Source organism: Alteromonas sp. ABM1_013, assembly GCF_056160505.1.
In genome coordinates this window covers 859,491-882,143 of the sequence record NZ_JBSWXH010000001.1, presented here as the reverse complement: position 1 = coordinate 882,143, position 22,653 = coordinate 859,491, and the positions used below count along the sequence as shown (strand labels likewise).

The following is a 22,653-nucleotide window of genomic DNA, read 5'->3' as shown; positions in this document are numbered from 1 at the left end:
ATACGGCAAAGCCAAGTTAGAGATGTTGTAATAATTAACAACTATTTCGCATATTGTTTATTCGAAAATGGTCACTTGGTTGCGGCCATTTTCTTTTGCAGTGTAAAGTGCCTGGTCCGCATGGGTTAACATTCTGCCGTGATCTTTTGCGCCATCTGCACTCGCTACACCAATGCTGATTGTGACCTTCAGCGTTTGCGCTATAAAACTGAAATCATGTGCAGCCACGATTTTTCGAACATGCTCCATAGCGCTCCTTGCATTTACCAAGTCATACTCGGGTAACAACACAGTAAACTCTTCGCCGCCCCACCTTGCACATTTAGCGTAATGCGGAACTTCGCGATTTAATATACGGGCCACCTCAGTAATGACTTTATCTCCCACTAAATGAGAGTACTGATCATTCACCTGTTTAAAATGATCGATATCGATAACGGCGAGACATAGAAAAGTTTGTTTCGCTTTAGCCTCCTCAAAATATCGTACAAGCCAGCGGTCGAATGCTCGTCTATTTGCAATCCCCGTTAGATCATCGTGAGTTGCTTGGAACTCGAACCGCTTGGTTTGTAATTCTAATGATCTGGTTTGTTCATCGACCCTTTGTTTTAAAATCATTTCTGATTTTTTCAAATGATGAAAACGTATTTTATAAAGTGCATAGATGACAAAACAGAAGAAAAGAAACACCGAGAATTTAAAAGCAAATGTCTGATAAATGCTGGGTAGCACACGAATAGAAAATGGTGACGTAACCTCTTGCCAAGGACCACCAATGTAACGGGCACGTACTTTAAACTGATAACGACCAGGTGCTAAATTAGTGTATTCAGTCATTCTAAATTGATGACGGTTAACCCAATGCTGGTCATATCCTACTAACATAGCCTGATATTCTATACGCGAAGGCATAGCGAAACCCAACCCTGCATACTGAAACGCAACTCGCGTGGTTAACGGCGTTACATCTACTTCCCTTTCAGACGTATCAAATTGCTGGTCAGCTCCGTCTAGTAGTACCGCCTCTATGCTTACCGGAATAGGGAATTCACTTAACATGGCAAGGTTTGCAGGCGTTACTGTGGCAAGCCCTTTCGCAGTAGGAAGCCAGATATTTCCGTCTACATCGACAAACTGAGATGGCTGTGAACCACCATTGATTTGAATACTCGTTAGACCATTTTCTTCCTTAAAATGCTCAAATTCCAATATTGCACTTGGATATATCAGACACTCTTCAAGATTTGATAGTGAAGTGAAAATGACTCCTTGGTTTGAACTTAGCCATACACCGCTATTATGATCTATACCAATTGAAAACAGTTTATCTACGGGAAGTCCCTGCGACTTTTCGATTACACTAAGTGCCTGGGTATCATTGTCAAAATACGCAAGGCCACGATCGGTTGTAATCCAAGTTCCCTTTTCAACAACGCTAAAACTGAACGCGTGCTGCGCATCTGAATGTTCAGGAAACGGAACTGTGTGCACAATCCCCTGTTGGATATAGGCGAGCCCTATCCCTGTAGCAATCCAGATTCGTCCTTCACGATCTTCTGCCAAGCCCATTGAGAAATGGGCAGGTAGACCATTTTGTTCATTAAAATGGATTAGCTTTCCATCTGGCGTTTGTTTAACTACACCTTGCGCCGTAGCATACCAAACACTGTGGTCACTCGCTAAAAGAATGGCCCTTACTTCATTACTTGGTAACCCTAGATGTCTATTGAGGTAAGGAGTAAGTTGGTCATTTTCATATCGCAGCACACCTTTTGTGTAGGTACCAACTAACGTTACCTCTTCAGTTACCGCTGCCAAACTAAGTACAGAAAAAGCTTCACCCGTAGTGAGCGATGTGCTGGAAAACGCATCATTGAAAAATATATCTAACCCAGCACTTCCACCTGATAAAATTTTGCCATCAGACGTTTGCAAAACAGTTCGCAAAAAATCTCCACTCATACCTTGGCTTTGCGAGAATGTGGTGAATAGCGCACGACGCAGCCTAAACAAACCACCATTAGTGCCGATCCAGATATTTTTTTCCAAATCTTCAAGCAGTGAAAAAACGCGGTTATTGGGAAGACCTGCTGTGGCATCCAGTTTTTCTAGGCCTAAATCACTTAGACGATAAAGGCCATGATTAATGGTGCCTACCCAAATGCTATTTTGATGATCAAGCAAAATACTACTAATAGATTTGTCGGCAAGTGAGGTGTGAAGTAGCGCGAAAGTACCGTTTTTTCGCTGCCAAACACCGTGTTCTGTGCCAACTAAAACACGCTTATTGCTATCAAGAGCGAGAGTGAATGATGGACCAGAGAGTATGTTATGGTCAGGTACAGCTAGCTGAAATTTATTGTTTATGTATTTGAATAGCCCTTGGTTTGTTGCAAACCAAATTACTCCAAATCCGTCTTCGATTATGCGGTAGGCACTCGAATTTACAATGTATTCTTTTTGAGTGCCGTCAGGCATTCTCATTACAACACCCGAGTCTTCCAACGCAAACCACAACACGTCATTACTGTCTCTGAATGCATGATTAACCATTGAAGACAAGGGCGCTTGAGCATGCCACTGCTCTGCTATAAGCGACGTTACACCGCCTCGGTTTCCTGCCACAAGTAGCTCGTCGCGGGGCTTGTTGTAATACAAGCTTCGAATACCGGAGTCTGGTAATCCTGTTTGCGCGCCGCGGGTAAATACAGTGAACTGCTGACCATTAAACCGAGCAACACCTTCCCAAGTACCCGCCCATAGATACCCATTGGACGTTTGTGCTAATGCGTGAATACTATTGTGAGGAAGCCCGTCTTTCGTTCCCCACGATTGAGGGAAATACCGGTTGAGCGGCATGAGCTGAGAAGACTCTACCGAAAAGCCATCTATGGGTATCACCCACAGCAAACACATCACAAAAGTGAGAGACACAAACTTCAATGGCTTCTCGGTACATTATTAGATAGACGATGTAATAATACCTCTATCTATTAACTAACACAAAAATTGTGGTTTTTATTTATCTTGTTCTACCAACAAGCTTACCCAGACTAATCTATGATCTGAGCTGGCGGCACGGTCTTTAACTAATCGATACAGGTCACTTGTTTTAGCTGGCCAAAAAACGCCTGCATCATGTACATCCAATCCATATCGAGATGGCAAAACATAGTCAGCCCTGGCGCCCCAATAGGCGGTAAAGCGATTACTGTATTTAGCGCCAGACGCGCCAGCCCCACCTGCGCTTGTTGGAATTGTTTCGTTATTAACAAGTGGGTGTTCGGTTAATTGCTCAATTACACCTTCTCTGTGTTTATCCCCGATATCAGCAGCATTAAAATCGCCTACAAGCACAAAGCGTGTATCGTTTGCTAGGCTAACTTTTTCGCCCGTGTCATCATAGATATATGCGCCTTTGTCAGGAGAAAGGTAATCTGCCATTAGCCTTATTTCATCGAAATTGCGCTTACCGTTGCGGTCCTCGTTTCCATCAAAATTCGGGGGCGTTGGGTGCATTGCTAATACATGTACGGTTTTATCCCCTACTTTTACTGGCACATCCCAGTGAGACTTTGAACTTAACCTCAATGCCGCCCATTCATTTACATCGTACCAAGGAGTGCCATTGTCCACATTGCCATTTTCATCTGGAATGATAGGTACTTGGGGATGAGGCATATGGTGCCATTTGAATGTCTGAAAGGTACGAATACCCTCAACATCAATAGGGTATTTTGACAGTAGCGCCATTCCGTATTGACCTGGATATAATCCAAACCCATAGGCATCGCCACCAAAACCTTCTGCCTTACCATTATTGTCTAAGTCGAAGGTGGTAGGCTCGCCCGTGTTTACTGGCGCTACGTAGGTGTAGGGGTAATCCACTGGCTTTAGGCCACGCTGAGAAACGTTCAGGTAGTTTTCTATAAAAGCCTCTACCCCTTTGCGTTTATCTGCAATGTAATCAAACTCATTGAGTAATAAAATATCAGGGTTCACACGTTGAATGATCTCAGCAATATTTTTGACTTGAGGGTGCTCACCTGTAGATAGAACGTGTTGAAGAACTTTATTGCTTGGCGGCATATCCAACGATTTATAGTTAGTGGCTTCCATACTTACGTTAAACGTAGCAACTTTAAGCATTTGCTGATCTTTTGAATAAGCCAAAGTGGATACGCACATTGCGGGTAAAAGAGCTGTTACAAAGAAAAGCGCTCTAATTTTCATGTTGTTACCTTTAAATAAAGTCGTTTGCTAACGATACCAATATGCATGAGGATTCTAAACTATTTTGTACTGAAGAATAGCCAGGGTCTGTTAAGCGTTAGGAGCAATGAACCTTACCTAAAGTTACCTCACTTGCGGCTATTTTTTTGCCCTTGTCGTTACAATCTTGGGTTAGTTTTGATCTTTCCAATTCTTGCGCTATTACCATTTTAAAAAATAACCGCACAATTAAATCTTTTAACAAAATTATATTGCACAAAAACTACTACAAAGTGGAATAATAGAATCTATTACTCATAATGCACTGATATTCTTTTTCTGAAGTCCAGTGAGTAAAACTCTCCCTGACTTTAACTGCTGCACGCATTTGGAAGTAATGAACAAGAATTTAATAGGAAGAGAGAAGTGTTATGAAAAGCTGGGTTTCAAAAGCGATTAATACCATCAATGCAGATTATCAGCGCTCTGCAGACACCCATCTGATAAAGCTTGAGCAAATAGCATTTCAAGGTATCGACATCTATCTAAAAGATGAAAGCACTCACCCCACGGGCAGCTTGAAACACCGTTTGGCTCGCTCCCTTTTTCTGTATGCTTTGTGTAATGGAAAAATTGTAGAGGGAACCACTGTTGTTGAAGCCTCATCAGGCAGTACAGCGGTGTCTGAAGCTTATTTCGCTAAGATGATTGGCGTTCCGTTTGTTGCTGTCATGCCTAAATCAACTGCACAAAGTAAAATCGCGCTTATTGAGCGATATGGCGGACAGTGTCACTTTGTGGATTGCCCTACACAAATGCACAGCGAAGCCACTAAGGTAGCGAAAGAACTTAACGGCTACTTTATGGATCAGTTCCTTTACGCTGAGCGCGCTACGGACTGGCGCGGCAATAATAATATTGCTGAAAGTATTTTTGAGCAGATGAAAGCCGAGCCCCACCCTATACCACACACCGTGGTTATGAGTGCAGGTACAGGCGGAACATCAGCAACCATAGGCCGCTACATACGATACAAAGGCCTCGCTTCAAAACTCGTTGTAGTAGACCCAGAATTCAGTGTGTTTTTTGATAGCTACAAGAACAAGGATCATAAACTTACGGCTACCCGAGGAAGCCGCATAGAGGGGATTGGACGCCCTAAAGTAGAAGCCTCTTTTCAGCATGACGTTATAGACGACATGATTGCTGTTCCCGATACGGCTAGCATTGCAACCATGCATTGGTTGAACAACACCATGGGAATTAAAGCCGGCCCCTCTACCGGTACCAACTTATGGGGCGCATTAAGTATTGCTAAACAAATGAAGCAGCGGGGCGAAGCGGGCTCTATTGTAACGCTTATGTGCGATAGCGGGGAAAGGTATGGTGACACTTATTACAACGAACAGTGGGTACTAAACAATATTGGTTGTACAAGTGTGTTTACTGAAAAACTAGAAAGTATCGAAAGCTGAAATAAAACTAAGGCAGCTTGGTTTACACTTTAATCTGCTACTTAAAGTGCTGGCACGCTATATGTCGCGCAGCACTTTATTCAAATCATGGTTCACTATACATTGGCGATAGATTTTTAATAAAAAAGCTCACGAAGCCATGATGAAAATAAAGATGAAAATAAAGAACTTTATTCGCAGCAGTGCTGCGTTAACTGCGATAGTCGCTACTCACAACGCCTTCGCTACTAGCATACCGACAGCTGAAGGCGTTAGCACCAGCAATACTAAGACAGATGCAAGCTACTCCACAGGTACTTCTAACAACAACTACGAAAGCGTTTTTGCCAATCTTGCACGTCACTGTATTCATCAAGAGTTTCCCAATGTTGTAAAACACATGATGAATAGTGCCGACGACGTTAAAGCACCTAATAAACTCTACCCGGCATTTTATGGTTGTTTAGACTGGCATTCGTCAGTCCATGGCCATTGGCTTTTGGTAAGGATGTTAAATACGGCACAAGACGCGGTGGATAAAGACGAGATCATTGAAAAGCTAAATATCAGCTTTACGACAGAGAACATTCAAGGTGAACTGGCTAGCCTTAAGCGCGAAAACAATGCGTCATTTGAGCGCCCCTATGGCCTTGCTTGGTTTCTACAATTAACCGCGGAACTACGTCAATCATCAATTCCACAAGCAAGGGTATGGCTAAACACGCTACTGCCACTTGAGGAAGAAATTGTGGCAAGAGTAAGCGCATGGTTACCTAAATTGGCTTACCCTATTCGAACGGGTGAACACAGCCAAACCGCCTTTGCTTTTGGACTAATGTTAGACTGGGCGAAGGTAGCAGATAACGAGGACTTTGAAGCCCTGCTTACATCTAGAGTAAAAGAGTATTACCAGGCTGATAAGCAATGCCCCCTAGCCTACGAACCCTCAGGGCAGGATTTCCTATCACCGTGTTTGGCCGAAGCTGACCTAATGCGCCGAGTAATGGCTAAAGAAGACTACAGCCAATGGCTTTCAGCATTTTTTCCAGACCTAACCGCTAAAACATCAAGTTGGCTAGCGCCTGCGACCGTGACAGACAAAACAGACGGTAAGCTTGCCCACCTAGACGGACTGAATATCAGTCGTGCGTGGATGATTGAAGGCATCATGAGCGCTTTACCAGACGATGACGCACGCTTACCTGTATTGGGGAAAACGCTAAAAGCACATCGTGAAGCAGGATTAAACGCGGTGTTTGGTGATATGCACTATATGGGAAGCCATTGGCTTGGCAGCTTTGCCAGCTACTTGGAAACACAGCGCGGTTTGAATTAACTTATATCCTACTAAAGTGTGAGATGAATGGGCACTAAAGTGCTATTCGTCTCACACGCCTACCGTGGCATGCTCATTCTATGGTGATATGAATAAAGCGCAGCTATGGAAATTTTACTTGTTGATGATCACGCAATAGTGAGAGAAGGCTTTTCTACGCTGTTATCTTCGGTTCTCGAAGGCGCTGTCGTCACCAATGCAAAAAATGCGCAGCAAGCCACAAATGCACTTCGTACCAACCACTTCGACCTCATTATTTTAGACATTAATTTAGGAGCCACCAGCGGACTTACGCTAGCGGAATACATTATTCAGCGCTGGGAGCACGCAAAAGTACTTATGTTCAGCATGTTCGATGATATTTCCATCATCGATAGAGCTATGAAGCTAGGGGCAATGGGCTATGTTAGCAAACAAAGTGAACCTGATGTGCTGATAAGCGCGGTGACATCTATCATTAAAGGCCGGCGTTATTTGGAACACAATACTGCAATTGAACTCGCCACATTCAACCTGTCACATTCCGGAAGCAACTTAACAGATCTGACACAAAGAGAGTTAGATATATTCCTTGGAATAGCGAACGGCCTCTGTCGAAAACAGGTTGCAGAAAGCCTCAATATTTCCGAAAAAACGGTTTCAAACGTTATCACCCAGCTCAAGCGAAAACTTGAGCTACAAACAAATGCCGAGTTTGTTCACCTTGCCATCAAGCAGGGCTATATCAAAATCGCCAGCTAAACAAGACCCACTAAATAAAGTCGGGAAATCTTCCCTGTACTTTCGTCTCTTTTATACCCCCCTTTGGTACTGACTTTATCTTATGACAAAGATACTTTATGTAAATCAAGATATTAGTGTTTTCGCCCCACTTCACACTAAGGGAAAATTTCCCGTGTTTTGGAGGACGAATTCCGTTTATAAGAGACTCTACTTAGTTACATACTGTTAACACAACATCAAGGTAACAGTGGAAACAAAACTATGGCTAAGTTCTATTCAAAGGCTTCATTGGCCTTAAGCGTAATTATTGGTTTAGGTACGAGTTCACATTTATATGCGGACGATGGCGTGACATGGGCAGACATTGAAAATGATGCCAAGACGCCTGAGAACGTGCTGATGTATGGTATGGGTCCAGAAGCTCAGCGCTACAGCGGACTAGATCAAATCAACAAAGAAAATGTACACATGCTATCTCCGGCTTGGGTGATGAGTTTTGGTGATGAAAAGCAACGGGGTCAAGAATCCCAGGCAATAGTGTACGACGGTATTGTCTATGTAACCGGTAGCTACTCCCGTATCTACGCCTATGAAGCAAAAACAGGTAAGAAGTTGTGGGACTACGCCCACCGCCTTCCAGAAGGTATTCGACCTTGTTGTGACGTGGTAAATCGCGGCGCAGCAATTTATGGTGACTTAGTCTTTTTCGGTACGCTGGATGCTGGCGTTGTTGCCCTTGACCGGCTAACGGGCAAAGTAAAATGGAAGAAGCGCTTTGAAGACTATCGTGCAGGCTACACCATGACGGGGGCACCTACGATTGTTAAAGACCAAAAGTCAGGAAAGGTCATGCTTATCCACGGTTCATCAGGTGATGAATTTGGCGTTGTAGGAAAACTATTTGCACGCGATCCTGAAACCGGTGAAGAGATTTGGATGCGTCCATTTGTTGAAGGGCACATGGGCAGATTAAATGGAAAAGACAGCACACCTACTGGCGGTTCATACGAAGTGACAACATGGCCGAAAGATGAAAATGGCGAAATGGTTGAGGCTTGGCACCACGGTGGTGGCGCACCATGGCAGAGTGCAAGCTTCGATGTTGAAACTAACACTATCATCATAGGTGCAGGTAACCCCGCTCCTTGGAATACATGGAAACGCACCGCCAAAGGCGGCGATCCACGAGATTGGGATAACCTCTATACTTCCGGACAAGTGGGTGTAGATGCAACCACTGGTGAGGTTAAATGGTTCTATCAGCATACACCTAACGACGCATGGGATTTCTCTGGCAACAATGAACTTGTTCTATTTGACTATTACGATAATGGAAAGCTCATAAAAGCGACGGCTCATGCAGACAGAAATGGCTTTTTCTATGTAGTTAACAGACAAAACGGTGAATTCATCAGAGGCTTTCCCTTTGTAGATAACATTACGTGGGCCACACATATAGACCCTGACACGGGTCGCCCAGTTGAAGTAGACGGACAACGCCCACCACTGCCTGAGCCGGGTGAAAAACGAGGAAAGTCAATAGAGGTGTCGCCTCCATTCTTGGGCGGGAAGAACTGGAACCCGATGGCCTACAGCCAGAATACTGGCTGGTTCTATATGGGCGCAAACCACTGGAAAGAAGACTACTGGACGGAAGAAGTGACCTATAAGAAAGGTGCAGCTTACCTAGGACAGGGTTTTAGAATTAAGCGCATGTATGACGACCACGTGGGCGTACTTCGTGCCGTAGACCCCATTTCAGGTGAAATTAAATGGACGCACAAAGAGAAACTTCCTATGTGGGCTGGGGTACTGGCGACCAAAGGCGGACTCATTATTACCGGAACGGGCGATGGCTACGTCAAAGCTTTCGATGAGGAAACCGGTGAAGAACTTTGGAAGTTCCAAACGGGCTCGGGCATCATTTCATGCCCTATAACCTGGGAAGAGGATGGTGAGCAATATATTGGCTTAGCGTCAGGGTATGGTGGTGCAGTACCTCTATGGGGAGGAGATATGGCTGAACTCACCAAACCTGTCGCGCAAGGTGGTTCGTTCTGGGTATTTAAACTTCCTAATCACAATAAGAAGCAAAACGTAGCTAAACAATAGCTTTAAATTTGCAAACCAAACCGAGAGGCGGTGAAAACGCCTCTCGGCATTAAGGAGCTCTCATGCGCTTACGTTTTCAAACAACCAAACAACTCCCAGTATTATTAGTCGCCCTATATTCAGCAACTGCCAGTGCCATTCCCGATTTCGAAGATGACGTGAAAATTATCAACGGATGCGAAATAAAACCAAAGACAGTATGCAGCAATACTGACTTAAGCGGTGCTGATTTGAGCCATGCAAATTTGCACGGGGCAGTATTCACCAACGTTAAGTTCCACAAAACCAATTTAAGGCACGCCAACTTAAGCTACTCGACGTTTAAGAAAAGTAACCTAGATCATGCTGATTTAGCTACCGCCAACTTAAAACATGCAGATTTACGCAGTTCAAAAGTTCGCAACGCTAACTTAGAAGGTGTAGATGGCTGGGCGCTTTTCGGTCAAGGGGTTGATTTCACCAACTCCAACTTTTCAGGTGCCAACCTAGACCAAGGGCGTTTATCAGGTGCGACAATGGTAAACACCAACTTACGTGCCGCGCGCCTAGAGCGAGTTTGGATGAACAAAGCAAACTTTGAAGGTGCTTCACTCATTAACGCCAATATTCAGGAAGCAAAACTGAACGATGCAAGTTTGTATCGAGCGAACCTAACAGGCACGCGCATCCACTACGCAACATTTCAGGGCACTTTCATGGACGAATGTATAAATTGTCCGATTGACTGGTAAGCTAGAGCCCCCTTGGGGTCGCTCTAGCAAGGTCGCTCACGTCTAAGACAGTTTACCAGCCAACTCAGCTGTTTCTTTACCCAAATTCTTGAGCTGTTTAATCGTTTTTTCATCGGTAATTACGCCATCTTCCATAAGCGTACTGACCTTCGCGATAGCTTTTTGGTTTGGCAGGACCATAGTACCTAAGTTTTCAAGCAGCATCCTCAGTACCACCAGCACACGCATGCCGCCCAGCCCGCCGGCCGACGCGGCCATAATGCCGGCCACTTTACCGCGATAGGCTTGCAGTGGCTTTTCGCCTTCTCCCATGCGCGATGCCCAATCGATAGCGTTTTTCAGCAGTGCTGGGTAGCTAGAATTGTATTCTGGTGATGCTATAAGAAAACCATCATGACTCATTAGCAATTCTTTGAACGCCTGCGCTTTTTCAGGCATGCCAAATTCAGCCTCTTCGTCTTCATTAAATATTGGCATTTGATAGTCGGCTAGGTCAATAACGGTAACCTCTGCGCCAGCTTCACGGGCGCCTTCAGCAGCGACGTTAACAATAGCTTGGTTAAACGAACCTTTACGGGTACTGCCTGCAAATGCAAGGATCTTAGTCATTTGGGTTTCCTGTCCTTAATTTGAATAGATAATTTAGTCTTCTTATTTATAAAGATGTGTTGGCCTATCGGTTTTATTTGAAATACCAAATCAATTAGTGAGACCGACAAGCTAGCTCTCTTGGTCGCTCGCGTTAAGCATAAAAAAAGGCTGACAATCAATGTCAGCCTTTTCAATATCACTACCTATGTTGTACCGCGAACACTACATTTTTTCTAGTGTTTCGATGCCAAGTAGAGTTAATCCTTTCTCTAGCGTATTGGCAACCAAAGCTGACAACGCTAAGCGGCTATCACGTACAGTTGGCTCAATGCCGTCTTTTAACATTGGGCAAGCTTCGTAGAACGTCATGAACGCTGAAGCCACATCGTACAGGTACGTACACAATACGTGAGGTGTCGCTTCACGAGATACCATGCCAATCACTTCTTCAAACTGCATCAATAACACTGCTAGCGCATGCTCTTGTTTCTCAACTATATTGATATCTACCGGCATAGTTGCCATATCAACACCCGCTTTTCTAAACAAGCTTTTCACACGGGTATACGCATATTGAAGGTAAGGTGCCGTGTTACCTTCAAAACTTAGCATTGAGTCCCAGTTGAACATGTAATCAGTTGTACGGTTTTTAGATAGGTCAGCGTATTTCACGGCGCCAATACCTACCTTGCGAGCAACTTCTCTAAGTTCGTCTTCGCTTAAATCGTTGTCGCGCTCTGCGATAAGTTTACCCGCACGCTCAACGGCTTCATCAAGCAATTCGACCAGTTTAACCGTGCCGCCAGTACGGGTTTTAAATGGCTTACCGTCACTGCCTAGCATCATACCAAACGGGCAATGCTCGTAAGTTTGCTCTTCTTTCATGAAGCCTGCTTTGCGGCCTACAATTTCAGTTTGCTTGAAGTGCAGGGCTTGGCGAGCATCTGTAAGAATAAGCGTACGGTCGGCATTTAGCTTGCCACTGCGATAGCGCATTGCTGCGAGGTCAGTAGTTGCGTAAAGATAGCCACCACCCGACTTCTGAACGATATAAACAGCCGGGTTACCTTCTTTATCGGCAAGCTCAGGAATAAACACCACCTGTGCGCCTTGGTCTTCAACCGCAATACCTTTTGCTTTAAGGTCGCTGATTACATTAGCTAAGTCGTGGTTGTACGCAGACTCCCCCATAATATCTTTACGGGTAAGGCTTACGTTTAGCTTGTCATAAACTTCTTCTGAGTGAGCGATAGACACATCAATGAACTTTTCCCATAGCGCTAGACACTGTGCATCACCGCCCTGCAGCTTAACTACGTATTCACGGGCACGGTCGGCAAAGCCTTCTTCTTCATCGAAACGTACTTTGGCTTCGCGATAAAAGTCTTCAAGGTCAGACAGCGCAGTTTCCGCCACTTCCTCTTGAAGCTTGTCTGACAGATGCGCAAGCAACATGCCGAACTGGGTACCCCAATCGCCCATGTGATTTTGACGAATTACGTTGTGACCCAAGAACTCGAGTACTTTAACTACTGCATCGCCGATAATGGTCGTACGCAGGTGACCTACGTGCATCTCTTTGGCTAAGTTCGGCGATGAATAATCTACTACAATGTTTTGCTCTTTTGACTTTGCAATACCCAAACGCGGATCGGTTAACGACAGCTCGCACTGGTTAGACAGCCAATCGTCGTTTAAATGTACGTTAATAAAGCCAGGTCCAGCCACTTCTAATTTACTGGCAATATCGTCAAGCTTAACGGTTTCAACAACCTTCTCTGCAATATCTCGAGGCTTTTGCTTAAGCTGCTTGGCAAGGGCCATAGCGCCGTTAAACTGATACTCACCAAACTCAGGTCGAGCACTGCGCGAAACTGGCACTGGCGCATTTTCTACGCCCATTTCTTGTAAAGCTTCAGTGAAACGGTTAACTAATAGTGCATGTATGTTCATAGTGTATATTGTCTTTAATTAATTTTTTCTAGCTTAATTTTCGCGCGTATTCGTAAACTGAATATCTGGGTAACGCTCTTGCGATAGTTGCAGGTTCACCATTGTTGGCGCGATGTACGTCAGGTTGTCGCCTCCATCAAGGGCTAGGTTCTGCTCACCTTTACGTCGGAACTCGTCTAGTTTCTTCTCATCATCCGCGTAAACCCAACGGGCTGTTGCAACGTTCACGTGCTCGTAAAGTGCATCTACATTGTATTCGGCTTTTAGTCGTGCCACTACCACATCAAACTGAAGCACACCAACCGCGCCTACGATCAAATCGTTGTTTGCAAGGGGTCGAAACACCTGAACTGCGCCTTCTTCAGAAAGCTGAATAAGGCCTTTCAGCAGCTGTTTTTGCTTAAGTGGATCTTTCAAACGAATACGTTTAAATAGCTCTGGCGCAAAGTTTGGAATACCAGTAAATCGATAGTTATCGCCTGACGTAAAAGTGTCACCAATTCGGATAGTACCGTGGTTGTGCAAGCCGATGATATCGCCGGCATAAGCTTCTTCTAGTAAAGCTCGATCGCCTGCTAAGAAAGTCAGTGCATCGGAAATACGCACATCTTTACCTAGACGGCTGTTGCGCATTTTCATGCCTTTCTCGTACTTACCCGACACTATGCGACAAAACGCGATACGGTCACGGTGTTTCGGGTCCATATTGGCTTGAATCTTAAAGACGAAACCGCTGAACTTGCCGTCAGTGCTTTCAATAGTCCCTTCTTCGGTCTCACGACCAAGTGGCGCAGGCGCCCACTCAACCAATCCGTCAAGCATGTGGTCAACACCAAAGTTACCCAATGCTGTACCGAAAAATACTGGCGTTAACTGGCCTTCCAAGAAAAGCTCTTGCTCGAATTCGTTTGATGCACCGCGTACAAGCTCAAGCTCGTCACGCAAGGTTTCAGCTAGGTCACTTCCTACTGCGGTATCAAGCTCTGGGTTATCCAACCCTTTAATGATACGCACATCTTGAATAGTGTGACCCTGACCGCTTTGATACAAAATAGTCTCATCGCGGTGAAGGTGATATACACCTTTAAAGCTTTTTCCACAGCCAATTGGCCACGTGATTGGCGCGCACAGTATATCAAGCTCGGTTTCTACTTCATCAAGCAGTTCCATAGGATCGCGAATATCCCGGTCTAGCTTGTTCATAAAAGTCACAATTGGCGTATCGCGCAAACGCGTAACTTCCATAAGCTTACGGGTTCTGTCTTCTACACCTTTAGCCGCGTCGATTACCATAAGGCATGAATCAACCGCTGTGAGCGTACGATAGGTATCTTCAGAGAAATCTTCGTGCCCCGGAGTATCTAACAGGTTTACCAAGTGATCGCTGTAAGGAAACTGCATAACCGAGGTAGTTACCGAGATACCACGCTCTTTTTCCATTTCCATCCAGTCAGACTTGGCGTGCTGACCTGACTTTTTCCCCTTTACAGTACCCGCCGTTTGCAGGGCGCGCCCGAACAACAGTACTTTTTCAGTAATGGTGGTTTTACCCGCATCCGGGTGCGATATGATTGCGAACGTACGTCGCTTTTTAATCTCTTCAAGAAGCTTTTTATCTGACATCAATACTTATCTTCGTTATCTATTATCCCTGTAAAACAATTATTTACAGGCGCGTTTTATAACGGATAAGCAATGCTTTTCCGCGCAAATTTAGTATTGCGGCAAAACGCTTGATACGGCTTGGTAGTTAATTGCGCGGATTTTAGCATTTTACTGCTCGTAACAGTAGAGCGAAATTACATACTCCCTACCGCTTAATTTGCTATGCGACCGCTCACTGCTTTTTTTCATGCATACACACTTTCATATCGTTAACCTATTTCAAACATTGTTGTACACAGCGTTTACAACATAAGAAAGAGACCCTTTTTATAAACCCTATTTATAAAAATAAGGACAATGCCCTGTGATATTGTTTTTGATTTGTGTAGCCGCGCTTATTGCTGGCTACTTTATATATGGCGCCTTTGTCGAAAAGGTATTTGGCGTCACACCTGCACGCCCTACTCCTGCACATAGCCAAAAAGACGGTGTAGATTTTGTTCCTATGTCTACACCAAAGGTATATCTCGTACAGCTACTCAACATTGCTGGTGTAGGCCCTATTTTTGGTCCTATCATGGGGGCGCTATATGGCCCAGCAGCAATGCTTTGGATTGTATTAGGCTGCATTTTTGCCGGTGCTGTTCACGACTACTTCTCTGGCATGCTGTCAGTTCGCAACAATGGTGAGTCAGTGCCTAGCTTATCTGGCCGTTATTTGGGCCGAGGCGCTAAACACTTTATGAACTTGTTCGCTATTGTGCTGCTTCTGCTGGTAGGTGTGGTTTTTGTCTCAGCGCCCGCAGGTATGATCACAAATTTAGTCAACGACCAGACATCATGGCAGGTTGAAGTTGGCACAATGGTAGCTATTATTTTCGCCTATTACATACTGGCAACCATAGTTCCAGTAGATAAGATTATTGGCCGCTTCTATCCGTTTTTCGGTGCACTTCTAATCTTCATGTCAGTAGGTTTATTAGCCGCAGCCAGCTATTCTGACCAGCACTCAATTTTAAGTCAGTTTTCAGCAAGCGATATGCTAACTAACCTAAACCCTAACGATATGCCGCTGTGGCCAGCGCTTTTCATTACTATTGCTTGTGGCGCTATTTCCGGGTTTCACGCTACCCAATCTCCACTAATGGCCCGCTGCATGGAAAACGAGAAAAATGGACGTTTCGTGTTTTTTGGTGCAATGATAGGTGAAGGCGTGATTGCCCTTATCTGGTGTGCGATTGCCCTTTCTTATTTCGATAATCTAGAAGGACTATCGGCAGCCATTACAGACGGTGGCCCTGGAAACGTTGTTTACGCTTCTTCATTCGGACTGTTGGGCGTTGTGGGTGGCATACTTGCCTTTCTTGGTGTGGTGATTTTACCTATCACGTCAGGCGACACCGCCTTTCGTTCAAGCCGTCTCATTATGGCTGAGTACTTTAACGTTGAACAAAAAGGTATACGTAACCGACTATTTATGGCTGCCCCTTTGTTTGTTCTGGGCGGTATACTCACCCAAGTCGACTTCGGTGTTATCTGGCGCTACTTCGGGTTTGCCAATCAGACAACTGCCGTCATGATGTTGTGGACTGCCTCTGCGTACTTACTTAGACACAATAAGCTGCATTGGATCACCACGGTGCCGGCTATCTTTATGACTGCCGTTTGTGTAACTTTTATTTTAAATAACGATACCTTGGGTTTCGGTATGGCGATGAATGTATCGACAATCATCGGGCTCGTTGCATCATTGATTACCACAGTGTATGTCATTCGAATTTCTAAAGGGAAAGGCGAAGCCCCACTTGAACCTATGTCTGTAAGTACTGAAAAGCCCACCCAACCCGCGGACGCGTAACTTAATAATCGAAATACAGACATTATGATGAGCCGCCCTTCAGATGGGGCGGCTATTTATTTTGTACGTTTTAAATGGGTTATAATGAGGCTCACCTTTAACTGGCGGTAATATTGGCAAGCATGGAACTCATACTCTCACTACTTCAACAAATGTGTGTGTATCTTGTACTGGCGTACATGCTCAGTAAAACACCGCTTTTCCTTCCTATTCTCAGTATTTCCTCCCACCACAAGCACCGCTACTTGGTGTACTTAGTTTTTTCTTCATTTTGTGTGTTGGGTACCTATTTTGGTCTGCAAATAGACGATGCTATAGCGAACACTAGGGCCATTGGCGCTGTCATAGGTGGGTTGCTAGGCGGGCCAATAGTTGGCTTTGCCGTAGGGTTAACCGGCGGCCTACATCGTTATTCATTGGGAGGTTTTACGGATCTGGCCTGCGCTATCTCCACTACACTAGAAGGCTTGATTGGTGGCCTAGTGCACATTTACTACGTCAAAAAGAATAAGAGCTTAGATCTGTTTAATCCATGGAAAGTGGGTGTGGTTACCTTTGTCGCAGAGCTATTTCAGATGGCTATTCTACTTACCGTTGCACAACCTTTTGAAAAGTCTTACGCCCTGGTCAGTGCTATTGCCGCACCTATGATAATTGCAAATACTGTGGGGGCCGCACTTTTTATCAGTATCTTATCTGACAAGAAAACGATATTTGAAAAGTACTCTGCTACTTTTTCACGTAGGGCACTGTCCATCGCAGACCGCTCAGTGGGTATACTTACGTCTGGATTTACTCCGGTAAACGCAGAAAAAATTGCGCGCATTATTTATGAAGAAACGAATGTGGGTGCGGTAGCGATTACTGATAAAGAGAAGATTTTGGCGTTTATCGGAACGGGAGCGGATCATCACCTCCCAAATACGCCCATCTCATCATCAAGTACCATGGAATCTTTGAACAATAACAAGATAGTGCATTTAGACGGCGCTAAGCTTCCTTATCAATGCACCCTAGACAAAAACTGCCCGCTGGGTTCAGTGTTAATTATACCGCTCCACTCTGGTTCTGAAGTTGTGGGTACCATCAAGCTTTATGAACCCAAACGGAAGTTTATGTCGACGGTTACGCTATCTATGGCAGAAGGTATCGCTCAATTATTGTCTAGTCAGATAGTTTACGGCGAATATCAACAACAAAAAGATCTACTTTCACAATCAGAGATAAAGTTGCTACATGCACAGGTAAACCCGCATTTTCTTTTTAACGCGCTCAATACCATTAGCGCTATTATCCGCCGCGACCCCAAAAAGGCCAGGGAGCTCGTGCTAAGCTTATCGCGCTTTTTTAGAATAAACCTCAAGCAAAATACAGCAATTGTTACCCTAAAAGAAGAGATTGACCACGTTAATGCTTATCTGGCGATTGAGAAAGCGCGTTTTGCGGAGCGCCTGCAAGTCACTGTAAAATACGACGAAGCAGCAATGTCAGCACTTTTACCTAGTTTTACGCTACAGCCATTAGTTGAAAATGCGGTCAAGCACGGCATCGCTCAGTGCATAGAGGGGGGGCACCTATCTTTAAATATACGATGTACAGCAGATGACCATATTCACATTCTTGTCGAAGATAATGCTGGCTTATATAAACCCAAGAAAGAGCAAAACGCGGGTTTAGGAATAGATATTGTAGATAAACGGCTTATTCATCAGTTTGGCCAACAAGCAGGCCTGGTAATCGAGTGTCGGACTAACCACTTCACCCGTATGTCTTTCTCTATCCCACATACCCTTCATTCTTATCAGAGCTAACCATGACCAAGAATTCAGTATTTCGGGCAATTGTTATTGATGACGAACCTCTCGCCAGAGATGAGCTTTGCCAGTTGCTAAACGAAACCAATGAGGTTCAAGTCTTAGCCGAGGCTGCAAACGCAATAGAAGGGTTGGCTTTAATAAAACAATACAATCCAGACGTTATTTTTCTAGATATAGAAATGCCTCAGCTCTCGGGGCTAGATATGTTAGCTATGCTTGACATAGACACCATGCCTTATGTTGTATTGGTTACCGCGTTTGAGCAGTATGCTCTTCAAGCATTTGAGGATAATGCGTTTGATTACTTACTAAAACCAGTAGAACCAGAGCGGCTCAATAAAACACTTACAAGGCTGAAAAAGAGAAGTTTTCCCCAGACTGGTATCGACACAATCGCCTCACCTACGTTGATACATATTCCCTGCGTGGGCCATCAGCGCATATTACTGCTACCCGAATCTGATATTCATTTTGCATATAGTGATGTGGCGGGAGTACATGTTAAAACTTTAGAGCAACTAGCAGACACGCAACTCACATTAAAGACCTTAGAAGAGAGAACCGCGCTTGTAAGATGTCACCGGCAATACTTAGTGAGGTTATCCTGTGTGGCGGAAATTAAACTCTTGGATAATGGCCTTGCTACGCTTCTAATGGCGACGGGAGATTCGATACCCGTTAGCCGTCGATACCTCAAAAAGCTGAAATCGTTGTTGGAACTATAATCTCTGCAAACAGAGCTTCCAAAAGTCAGTTAAGCTATTACCTGATGCTTTAAAACCATGAAACTATAAAAGTCGGTCCGATGGGGCTGACCTTTCCCCCAAAAGCAACCCCAAAACGAATTTTTGAACATTCCGATTTTTGACGCCATTTGTCTTAATTTATTCGTCATTTTCTCTAAATTTGCGCTTATTTTATTTTTGAAGCTGCTACGCAAAACAGAGAAAAAATTAAACTAAAGTATAAAAAAATAGAGTTCTACTGCTGATTTCTAACCGCCAAATCCGATTATTTGTTTAGATATCCTCGACTTATCCTGATCATATTGCTGTATAAAAAAGCGCAAAATATTACTGAAAGTTAAACTTTTTATAAAATAACAATAAATATTCATTAAAAAGAGCCGCTTCTTAGATTTTACGCATATATGCTATTGATAATATTCAAAAGTTGTGCAATACATAATAAGTGTCTAAAAAACACACTAAAAATAATTAAAGCAATAAAATTAAAGTCTAGGGAGACTACAATGTTTAAAAACCACAAACTGGCAAAGTCGGTGAGACTTGCCTGCGCCTTTGGCGCTGCCGCATCGTTGGCATTTTCTGGTAGTGTCTACGCCCAAGAAGAAGTTGAGTCAGAGGAAGAACCGGTCGAGAAAATCGAAGTCACTGGTTCACGTTTACTTTCAAACCCCAATGTTGCAGCAGCAACACCTGTACTGAGTGTATCAGGCGCTGAAGCAGCCGCTCGCGGTAACTTACGTGTAGAAGACTTCGTTAACGTGCTTCCACAAGTATTCGCGGGACAAGCATCAGAAGTTTCCAACGGTTCAACAGGTACTGCAACACTAAACCTCCGTGGTTTAGGTGCGAACAGAACGTTGGTATTGATTGACGGCAAACGTCTCCCATATGGTTCTTCGGGAACCAGCGCAGCTAACGTCGACCTAGTTCCAACGCAAATGTTGGAACGTGTAGACATCCTAACGGGTGGTGCATCAGCGGTATACGGCTCTGATGCTGTTGGTGGTGTTGCAAACTTCATTCTTCGCGATGATTTCGAAGGCGTAGAGTTTGGCGGTCAGTTCAGCACAAACTACGCTGACAACGACAATGGCTTGTATGAAGGCGTGCTTAACGCAGCCCAGCAGCCTATCCCTGGTTCAACCATGGACGGCGACGAAACACTTATCTACACAATGTTTGGCGCATCTTCCGCCGACGGTAAAGGTAACGTAACCATTTATGCGTCATATGAAGACCGCGAAGAGATCGTCCAAGCTGATAGAATTTTTTCAGCGTGTACACTGGGCCAAAGCAGCGGCTCAGCAAGTTTCGAAGGGTTTGGTTGTGTAGGTTCAGCTAACTTCCGCTTGTTTGGTGGCCCTGGTGGCTTTGCGTTCCAGGAAGAAGATGGAAATATTATTCCTTACGCGGGCGGCCCGACTCAAACCTATAACTTTGGTGCAACCAACTTTTTCCAACGCCCTTCTGAGCGTTATCATTTCTATGCGAAAGGTAACTACGAGCTTGCAGACGATTTAGAAGCCTACGCTGACTTTTCCTACATCAACAACACCAGTGATGCTCAGATTGCTCCAAGTGCCTCGTTTGGTATCGGCGCATACGACATCAACTGCGGAAACCCATTCATCCAAGGTAACAGCGGTTTAGCGTTCACTGATATTTTTGGTTGTTCGGCTGACGATATTGCAAACGATGTAATCGTAAGCGGAATCACAGCATCTCACCGTAACGTTGAAGGTGGCTCGCGTAACTCTCGTCTTGAGAACAGCGCATGGCGCTTCGTTGGTGGTCTAAATGGTTTCATCGATGATATCTGGGCGTGGAACGTATTTGGTCAAATCTCAGAAACTCGTGACCAAAGCTCAGCTACGAACGATTTCGTCGTCGCTAACCTACAGCAAGCGCTGTTAGCAACCACTGACGAAGATGGTAACGTAGTCTGTCTTGACCAGTCTGGCGGCTGTGTACCTTACAACATCTTCCAACGCCCTGGCGGTGAAAGCTCTGTAACGCAAGATCAATTAGACTTCATCCAAGGTATTGGTATTGTAAACGGTGAAACGTCACAAAAAGTATTTGGTGCCGATATCCAAGCTAACTTAGGCGATTACGGCATTAAGATCCCAACTGCTGATGATGGTATTGGCGTGTTATTTGGTATTGAATACCGTAAAGACGAACTTGCTTCGTCACCAGATGAAATTAGCCAAGTTCAAGGTGGTGGTTTCACTGGTGTAGGCGGTGCAACGCTAGCAGTAGCAGGTAAAATTGAAGTTCGTGAATTTTTCACCGAGGTTCAAATACCTCTTATTTCTGGTGCAGAGTTAGCTGAAGAGTTAGTGTTAAGTGCACAATATCGTTTCTCCGACTATGACGCAGACGGTAACGGCACGACAAACAGCTTTGACACGAATGCTTACGGGTACCAGTTAGCGTGGACACCAGTAGATGACGTTAAACTACGTGCGCAATACCAGCGCGCTGTTCGAGCGCCAAACGTAATTGACTTATTTACAGGTCAAAACACAGGTCTACCTAACCTAAGCCCAGCGGGTACCGATGCTAGCGGCGAACAGCTATATGATCCATGTGCCGGCGCCAACCCAATCGCGTCACTTGAAACTTGTGCGCGTACCGGCGTTACAGCTGCGCAATACGGCAATATTCTTGACGTTATCTCGGGTCAAACACAATCTTTAACAGGTGGTAACCCACAACTATCTCCTGAGACTGCAGATACTGTAACCTTTGGTGTTGTAATTACGCCAGCAAGTATTGAAGGTCTTTCGATTACTGTGGATTATTTCGACATCGAAGTAGAAGATGCGATTTCTGCTGGTATTCCAGCTCAAACTATCTTCGACAACTGTCTTGATTCAGGTGACCCAACCTTCTGTAACCTAATTACCCGTTCTTCTGCGGGTTCACTTGCAGCAGGCACATTTGGTGTTGGTTTCCAACAAACAAACCTAAACATTGCTACGCTTAAAACTTCGGGTGTGGATGTTCAGGTAGGCTATAACTTCGACACAGAGCTTGGTGATGTAAGATTCGACTATGCAGCTACGCTACTAGATGAACTAAGCACAGTACCATTCCCTGGTGGTGACACTGTTGAGTGTGCTGGCTTCTTCGGAAACGCGTGTGGCGCACCTAACCCTGAGTATCGTCATAGATTTATGGCAACATGGAATACCAACCTAGACGTTGATATTACTGCGACTTGGAGACACTTTGGTACAACTGATAACGATGATGACGGTGATACACTTGAGACTGGATTCAAAGCTATCAACTATCTTGATATCTCTGCCACTTATTTCATGAACGACAATTTAGAGTTCACGCTAGGTGTTCTAAACCTTCTTGGCGAGCAACCTCCAGTTTACTCTGGCGCAGGTCCAGCTCTTGGTAACGGTAATACGTATCCAACAGTTTACGACACTAGCACAAACTGGTTTGCTTCGTTTAGAGGTAAATTCTAAATCCAAATCTCCCTTTGGACCTAA

At 44.6% G+C, this 22,653-nt stretch carries 14 protein-coding genes; 9 read left to right on the top strand and 5 right to left on the bottom strand.

The window, feature by feature from the left end; all coding sequences use genetic code 11:
• Positions 1-57 precede the first annotated feature (57 nt).
• Both ACXAGK_RS03730 and ACXAGK_RS03725 read right to left on the bottom strand, forming a co-directional pair.
• Complete coding sequence (locus ACXAGK_RS03730) at positions 58-2,916, bottom strand: ligand-binding sensor domain-containing diguanylate cyclase (protein ID WP_474854480.1); 2,859 nt, start codon at positions 2,914-2,916, stop codon at positions 58-60.
• A 102-nt stretch (positions 2,917-3,018) separates the two neighbouring features.
• Positions 3,019-4,233: an endonuclease/exonuclease/phosphatase family protein gene (locus ACXAGK_RS03725; protein WP_474854180.1), complete on the bottom strand. Its 1,215-nt coding sequence runs from the start codon at positions 4,231-4,233 to the stop codon at positions 3,019-3,021.
• Positions 4,234-4,643: 410 nt separating this feature from the next.
• On the opposite strand from ACXAGK_RS03725, the gene ACXAGK_RS03720 reads away from it, so the two are divergent.
• From ACXAGK_RS03720 to ACXAGK_RS03700, 5 genes are all read left to right on the top strand, one after another.
• Positions 4,644-5,687: a PLP-dependent cysteine synthase family protein gene (locus tag ACXAGK_RS03720; protein ID WP_474854178.1), complete on the top strand. Its 1,044-nt coding sequence runs from the start codon at positions 4,644-4,646 to the stop codon at positions 5,685-5,687.
• 154 nt (positions 5,688-5,841) lie between these two features.
• Entirely contained in the window at positions 5,842-7,002 is a 1,161-nt protein-coding gene (locus ACXAGK_RS03715) for a DUF2891 domain-containing protein (protein ID WP_474854176.1), read from the top strand.
• Positions 7,003-7,107: 105 nt separating this feature from the next.
• Complete coding sequence (locus ACXAGK_RS03710) at positions 7,108-7,743, top strand: response regulator transcription factor (RefSeq protein WP_474808061.1); 636 nt, start codon at positions 7,108-7,110, stop codon at positions 7,741-7,743.
• A 243-nt stretch (positions 7,744-7,986) separates the two neighbouring features.
• Entirely contained in the window at positions 7,987-9,837 is a 1,851-nt protein-coding gene (locus ACXAGK_RS03705) for a methanol/ethanol family PQQ-dependent dehydrogenase (protein ID WP_014948731.1), read from the top strand.
• A 62-nt stretch (positions 9,838-9,899) separates the two neighbouring features.
• Positions 9,900-10,568: a pentapeptide repeat-containing protein gene (locus ACXAGK_RS03700; protein ID WP_474854174.1), complete on the top strand. Its 669-nt coding sequence runs from the start codon at positions 9,900-9,902 to the stop codon at positions 10,566-10,568.
• A 42-nt stretch (positions 10,569-10,610) separates the two neighbouring features.
• Here ACXAGK_RS03700 and ACXAGK_RS03695 read toward each other — a convergent pair whose 3' ends face one another.
• The 3 genes from ACXAGK_RS03695 to prfC form a co-directional block, all read right to left on the bottom strand.
• Complete coding sequence (locus ACXAGK_RS03695) at positions 10,611-11,177, bottom strand: NADPH-dependent FMN reductase (RefSeq protein ID WP_474808067.1); 567 nt, start codon at positions 11,175-11,177, stop codon at positions 10,611-10,613.
• Between the two features lie 204 nt (positions 11,178-11,381).
• Positions 11,382-13,112, bottom strand: coding sequence for an arginine--tRNA ligase (gene argS / locus ACXAGK_RS03690; RefSeq protein ID WP_474854172.1), 1,731 nt, complete (start codon positions 13,110-13,112; stop codon positions 11,382-11,384).
• 33 nt (positions 13,113-13,145) lie between these two features.
• Positions 13,146-14,735: a peptide chain release factor 3 gene (prfC, locus tag ACXAGK_RS03685; RefSeq protein ID WP_474854170.1), complete on the bottom strand. Its 1,590-nt coding sequence runs from the start codon at positions 14,733-14,735 to the stop codon at positions 13,146-13,148.
• Between the two features lie 346 nt (positions 14,736-15,081).
• Here prfC and ACXAGK_RS03680 point away from each other — a divergent pair, with 346 nt between their 5' ends.
• The 4 genes from ACXAGK_RS03680 to ACXAGK_RS03665 all read left to right on the top strand — a co-directional run bounded on the left by ACXAGK_RS03680 (position 15,082) and on the right by ACXAGK_RS03665 (position 22,629).
• Positions 15,082-16,575, top strand: a complete 1,494-nt coding sequence (locus ACXAGK_RS03680) for a carbon starvation CstA family protein (RefSeq protein WP_474854167.1) — start codon at positions 15,082-15,084, stop codon at positions 16,573-16,575.
• A gap of 122 nt (positions 16,576-16,697) precedes the next feature.
• Positions 16,698-18,386 (top strand): LytS/YhcK type 5TM receptor domain-containing protein, encoded by a 1,689-nt coding sequence (locus ACXAGK_RS03675; protein ID WP_474854165.1) that lies wholly within the window; start codon positions 16,698-16,700, stop codon positions 18,384-18,386.
• Positions 18,387-18,388: 2 nt separating this feature from the next.
• The gene (gene btsR, locus ACXAGK_RS03670; protein ID WP_474854163.1) at positions 18,389-19,117 is read left to right on the top strand and encodes a two-component system response regulator BtsR; all 729 of its coding nucleotides are present in this window, start codon (positions 18,389-18,391) and stop codon (positions 19,115-19,117) included.
• Positions 19,118-19,644: 527 nt separating this feature from the next.
• On the top strand, positions 19,645-22,629 hold the full coding sequence (locus ACXAGK_RS03665; RefSeq protein WP_474854162.1) for a TonB-dependent receptor plug domain-containing protein: 2,985 nt from the start codon (positions 19,645-19,647) through the stop codon (positions 22,627-22,629).
• Positions 22,630-22,653 lie beyond the last annotated feature (24 nt).

Bases quoted from the DNA above. Each gene is read 5' to 3' on its own strand.
- ACXAGK_RS03695 (WP_474808067.1), bottom strand. From the start codon at position 11,177: ATGACTAAGATCCTTGCATTTGCAGGCAGTACCCGTAAAGGTTCGTTT.
- btsR (WP_474854163.1), top strand. From the start codon at position 18,389: ATGACCAAGAATTCAGTATTTCGGGCAATTGTTATTGATGACGAACCT.
- prfC (WP_474854170.1), bottom strand. From the start codon at position 14,735: ATGTCAGATAAAAAGCTTCTTGAAGAGATTAAAAAGCGACGTACGTTC.
- ACXAGK_RS03675 (WP_474854165.1), top strand. From the start codon at position 16,698: ATGGAACTCATACTCTCACTACTTCAACAAATGTGTGTGTATCTTGTA.
- ACXAGK_RS03665 (WP_474854162.1), top strand. From the start codon at position 19,645: ATGTTTAAAAACCACAAACTGGCAAAGTCGGTGAGACTTGCCTGCGCC.
- ACXAGK_RS03705 (WP_014948731.1), top strand. From the start codon at position 7,987: ATGGCTAAGTTCTATTCAAAGGCTTCATTGGCCTTAAGCGTAATTATT.
- ACXAGK_RS03730 (WP_474854480.1), bottom strand. From the start codon at position 2,916: ATGTGTTTGCTGTGGGTGATACCCATAGATGGCTTTTCGGTAGAGTCT.
- ACXAGK_RS03725 (WP_474854180.1), bottom strand. From the start codon at position 4,233: ATGAAAATTAGAGCGCTTTTCTTTGTAACAGCTCTTTTACCCGCAATG.
- ACXAGK_RS03715 (WP_474854176.1), top strand. From the start codon at position 5,842: ATGAAAATAAAGAACTTTATTCGCAGCAGTGCTGCGTTAACTGCGATA.
- ACXAGK_RS03700 (WP_474854174.1), top strand. From the start codon at position 9,900: ATGCGCTTACGTTTTCAAACAACCAAACAACTCCCAGTATTATTAGTC.
- ACXAGK_RS03710 (WP_474808061.1), top strand. From the start codon at position 7,108: ATGGAAATTTTACTTGTTGATGATCACGCAATAGTGAGAGAAGGCTTT.
- ACXAGK_RS03720 (WP_474854178.1), top strand. From the start codon at position 4,644: ATGAAAAGCTGGGTTTCAAAAGCGATTAATACCATCAATGCAGATTAT.
- argS (WP_474854172.1), bottom strand. From the start codon at position 13,112: ATGAACATACATGCACTATTAGTTAACCGTTTCACTGAAGCTTTACAA.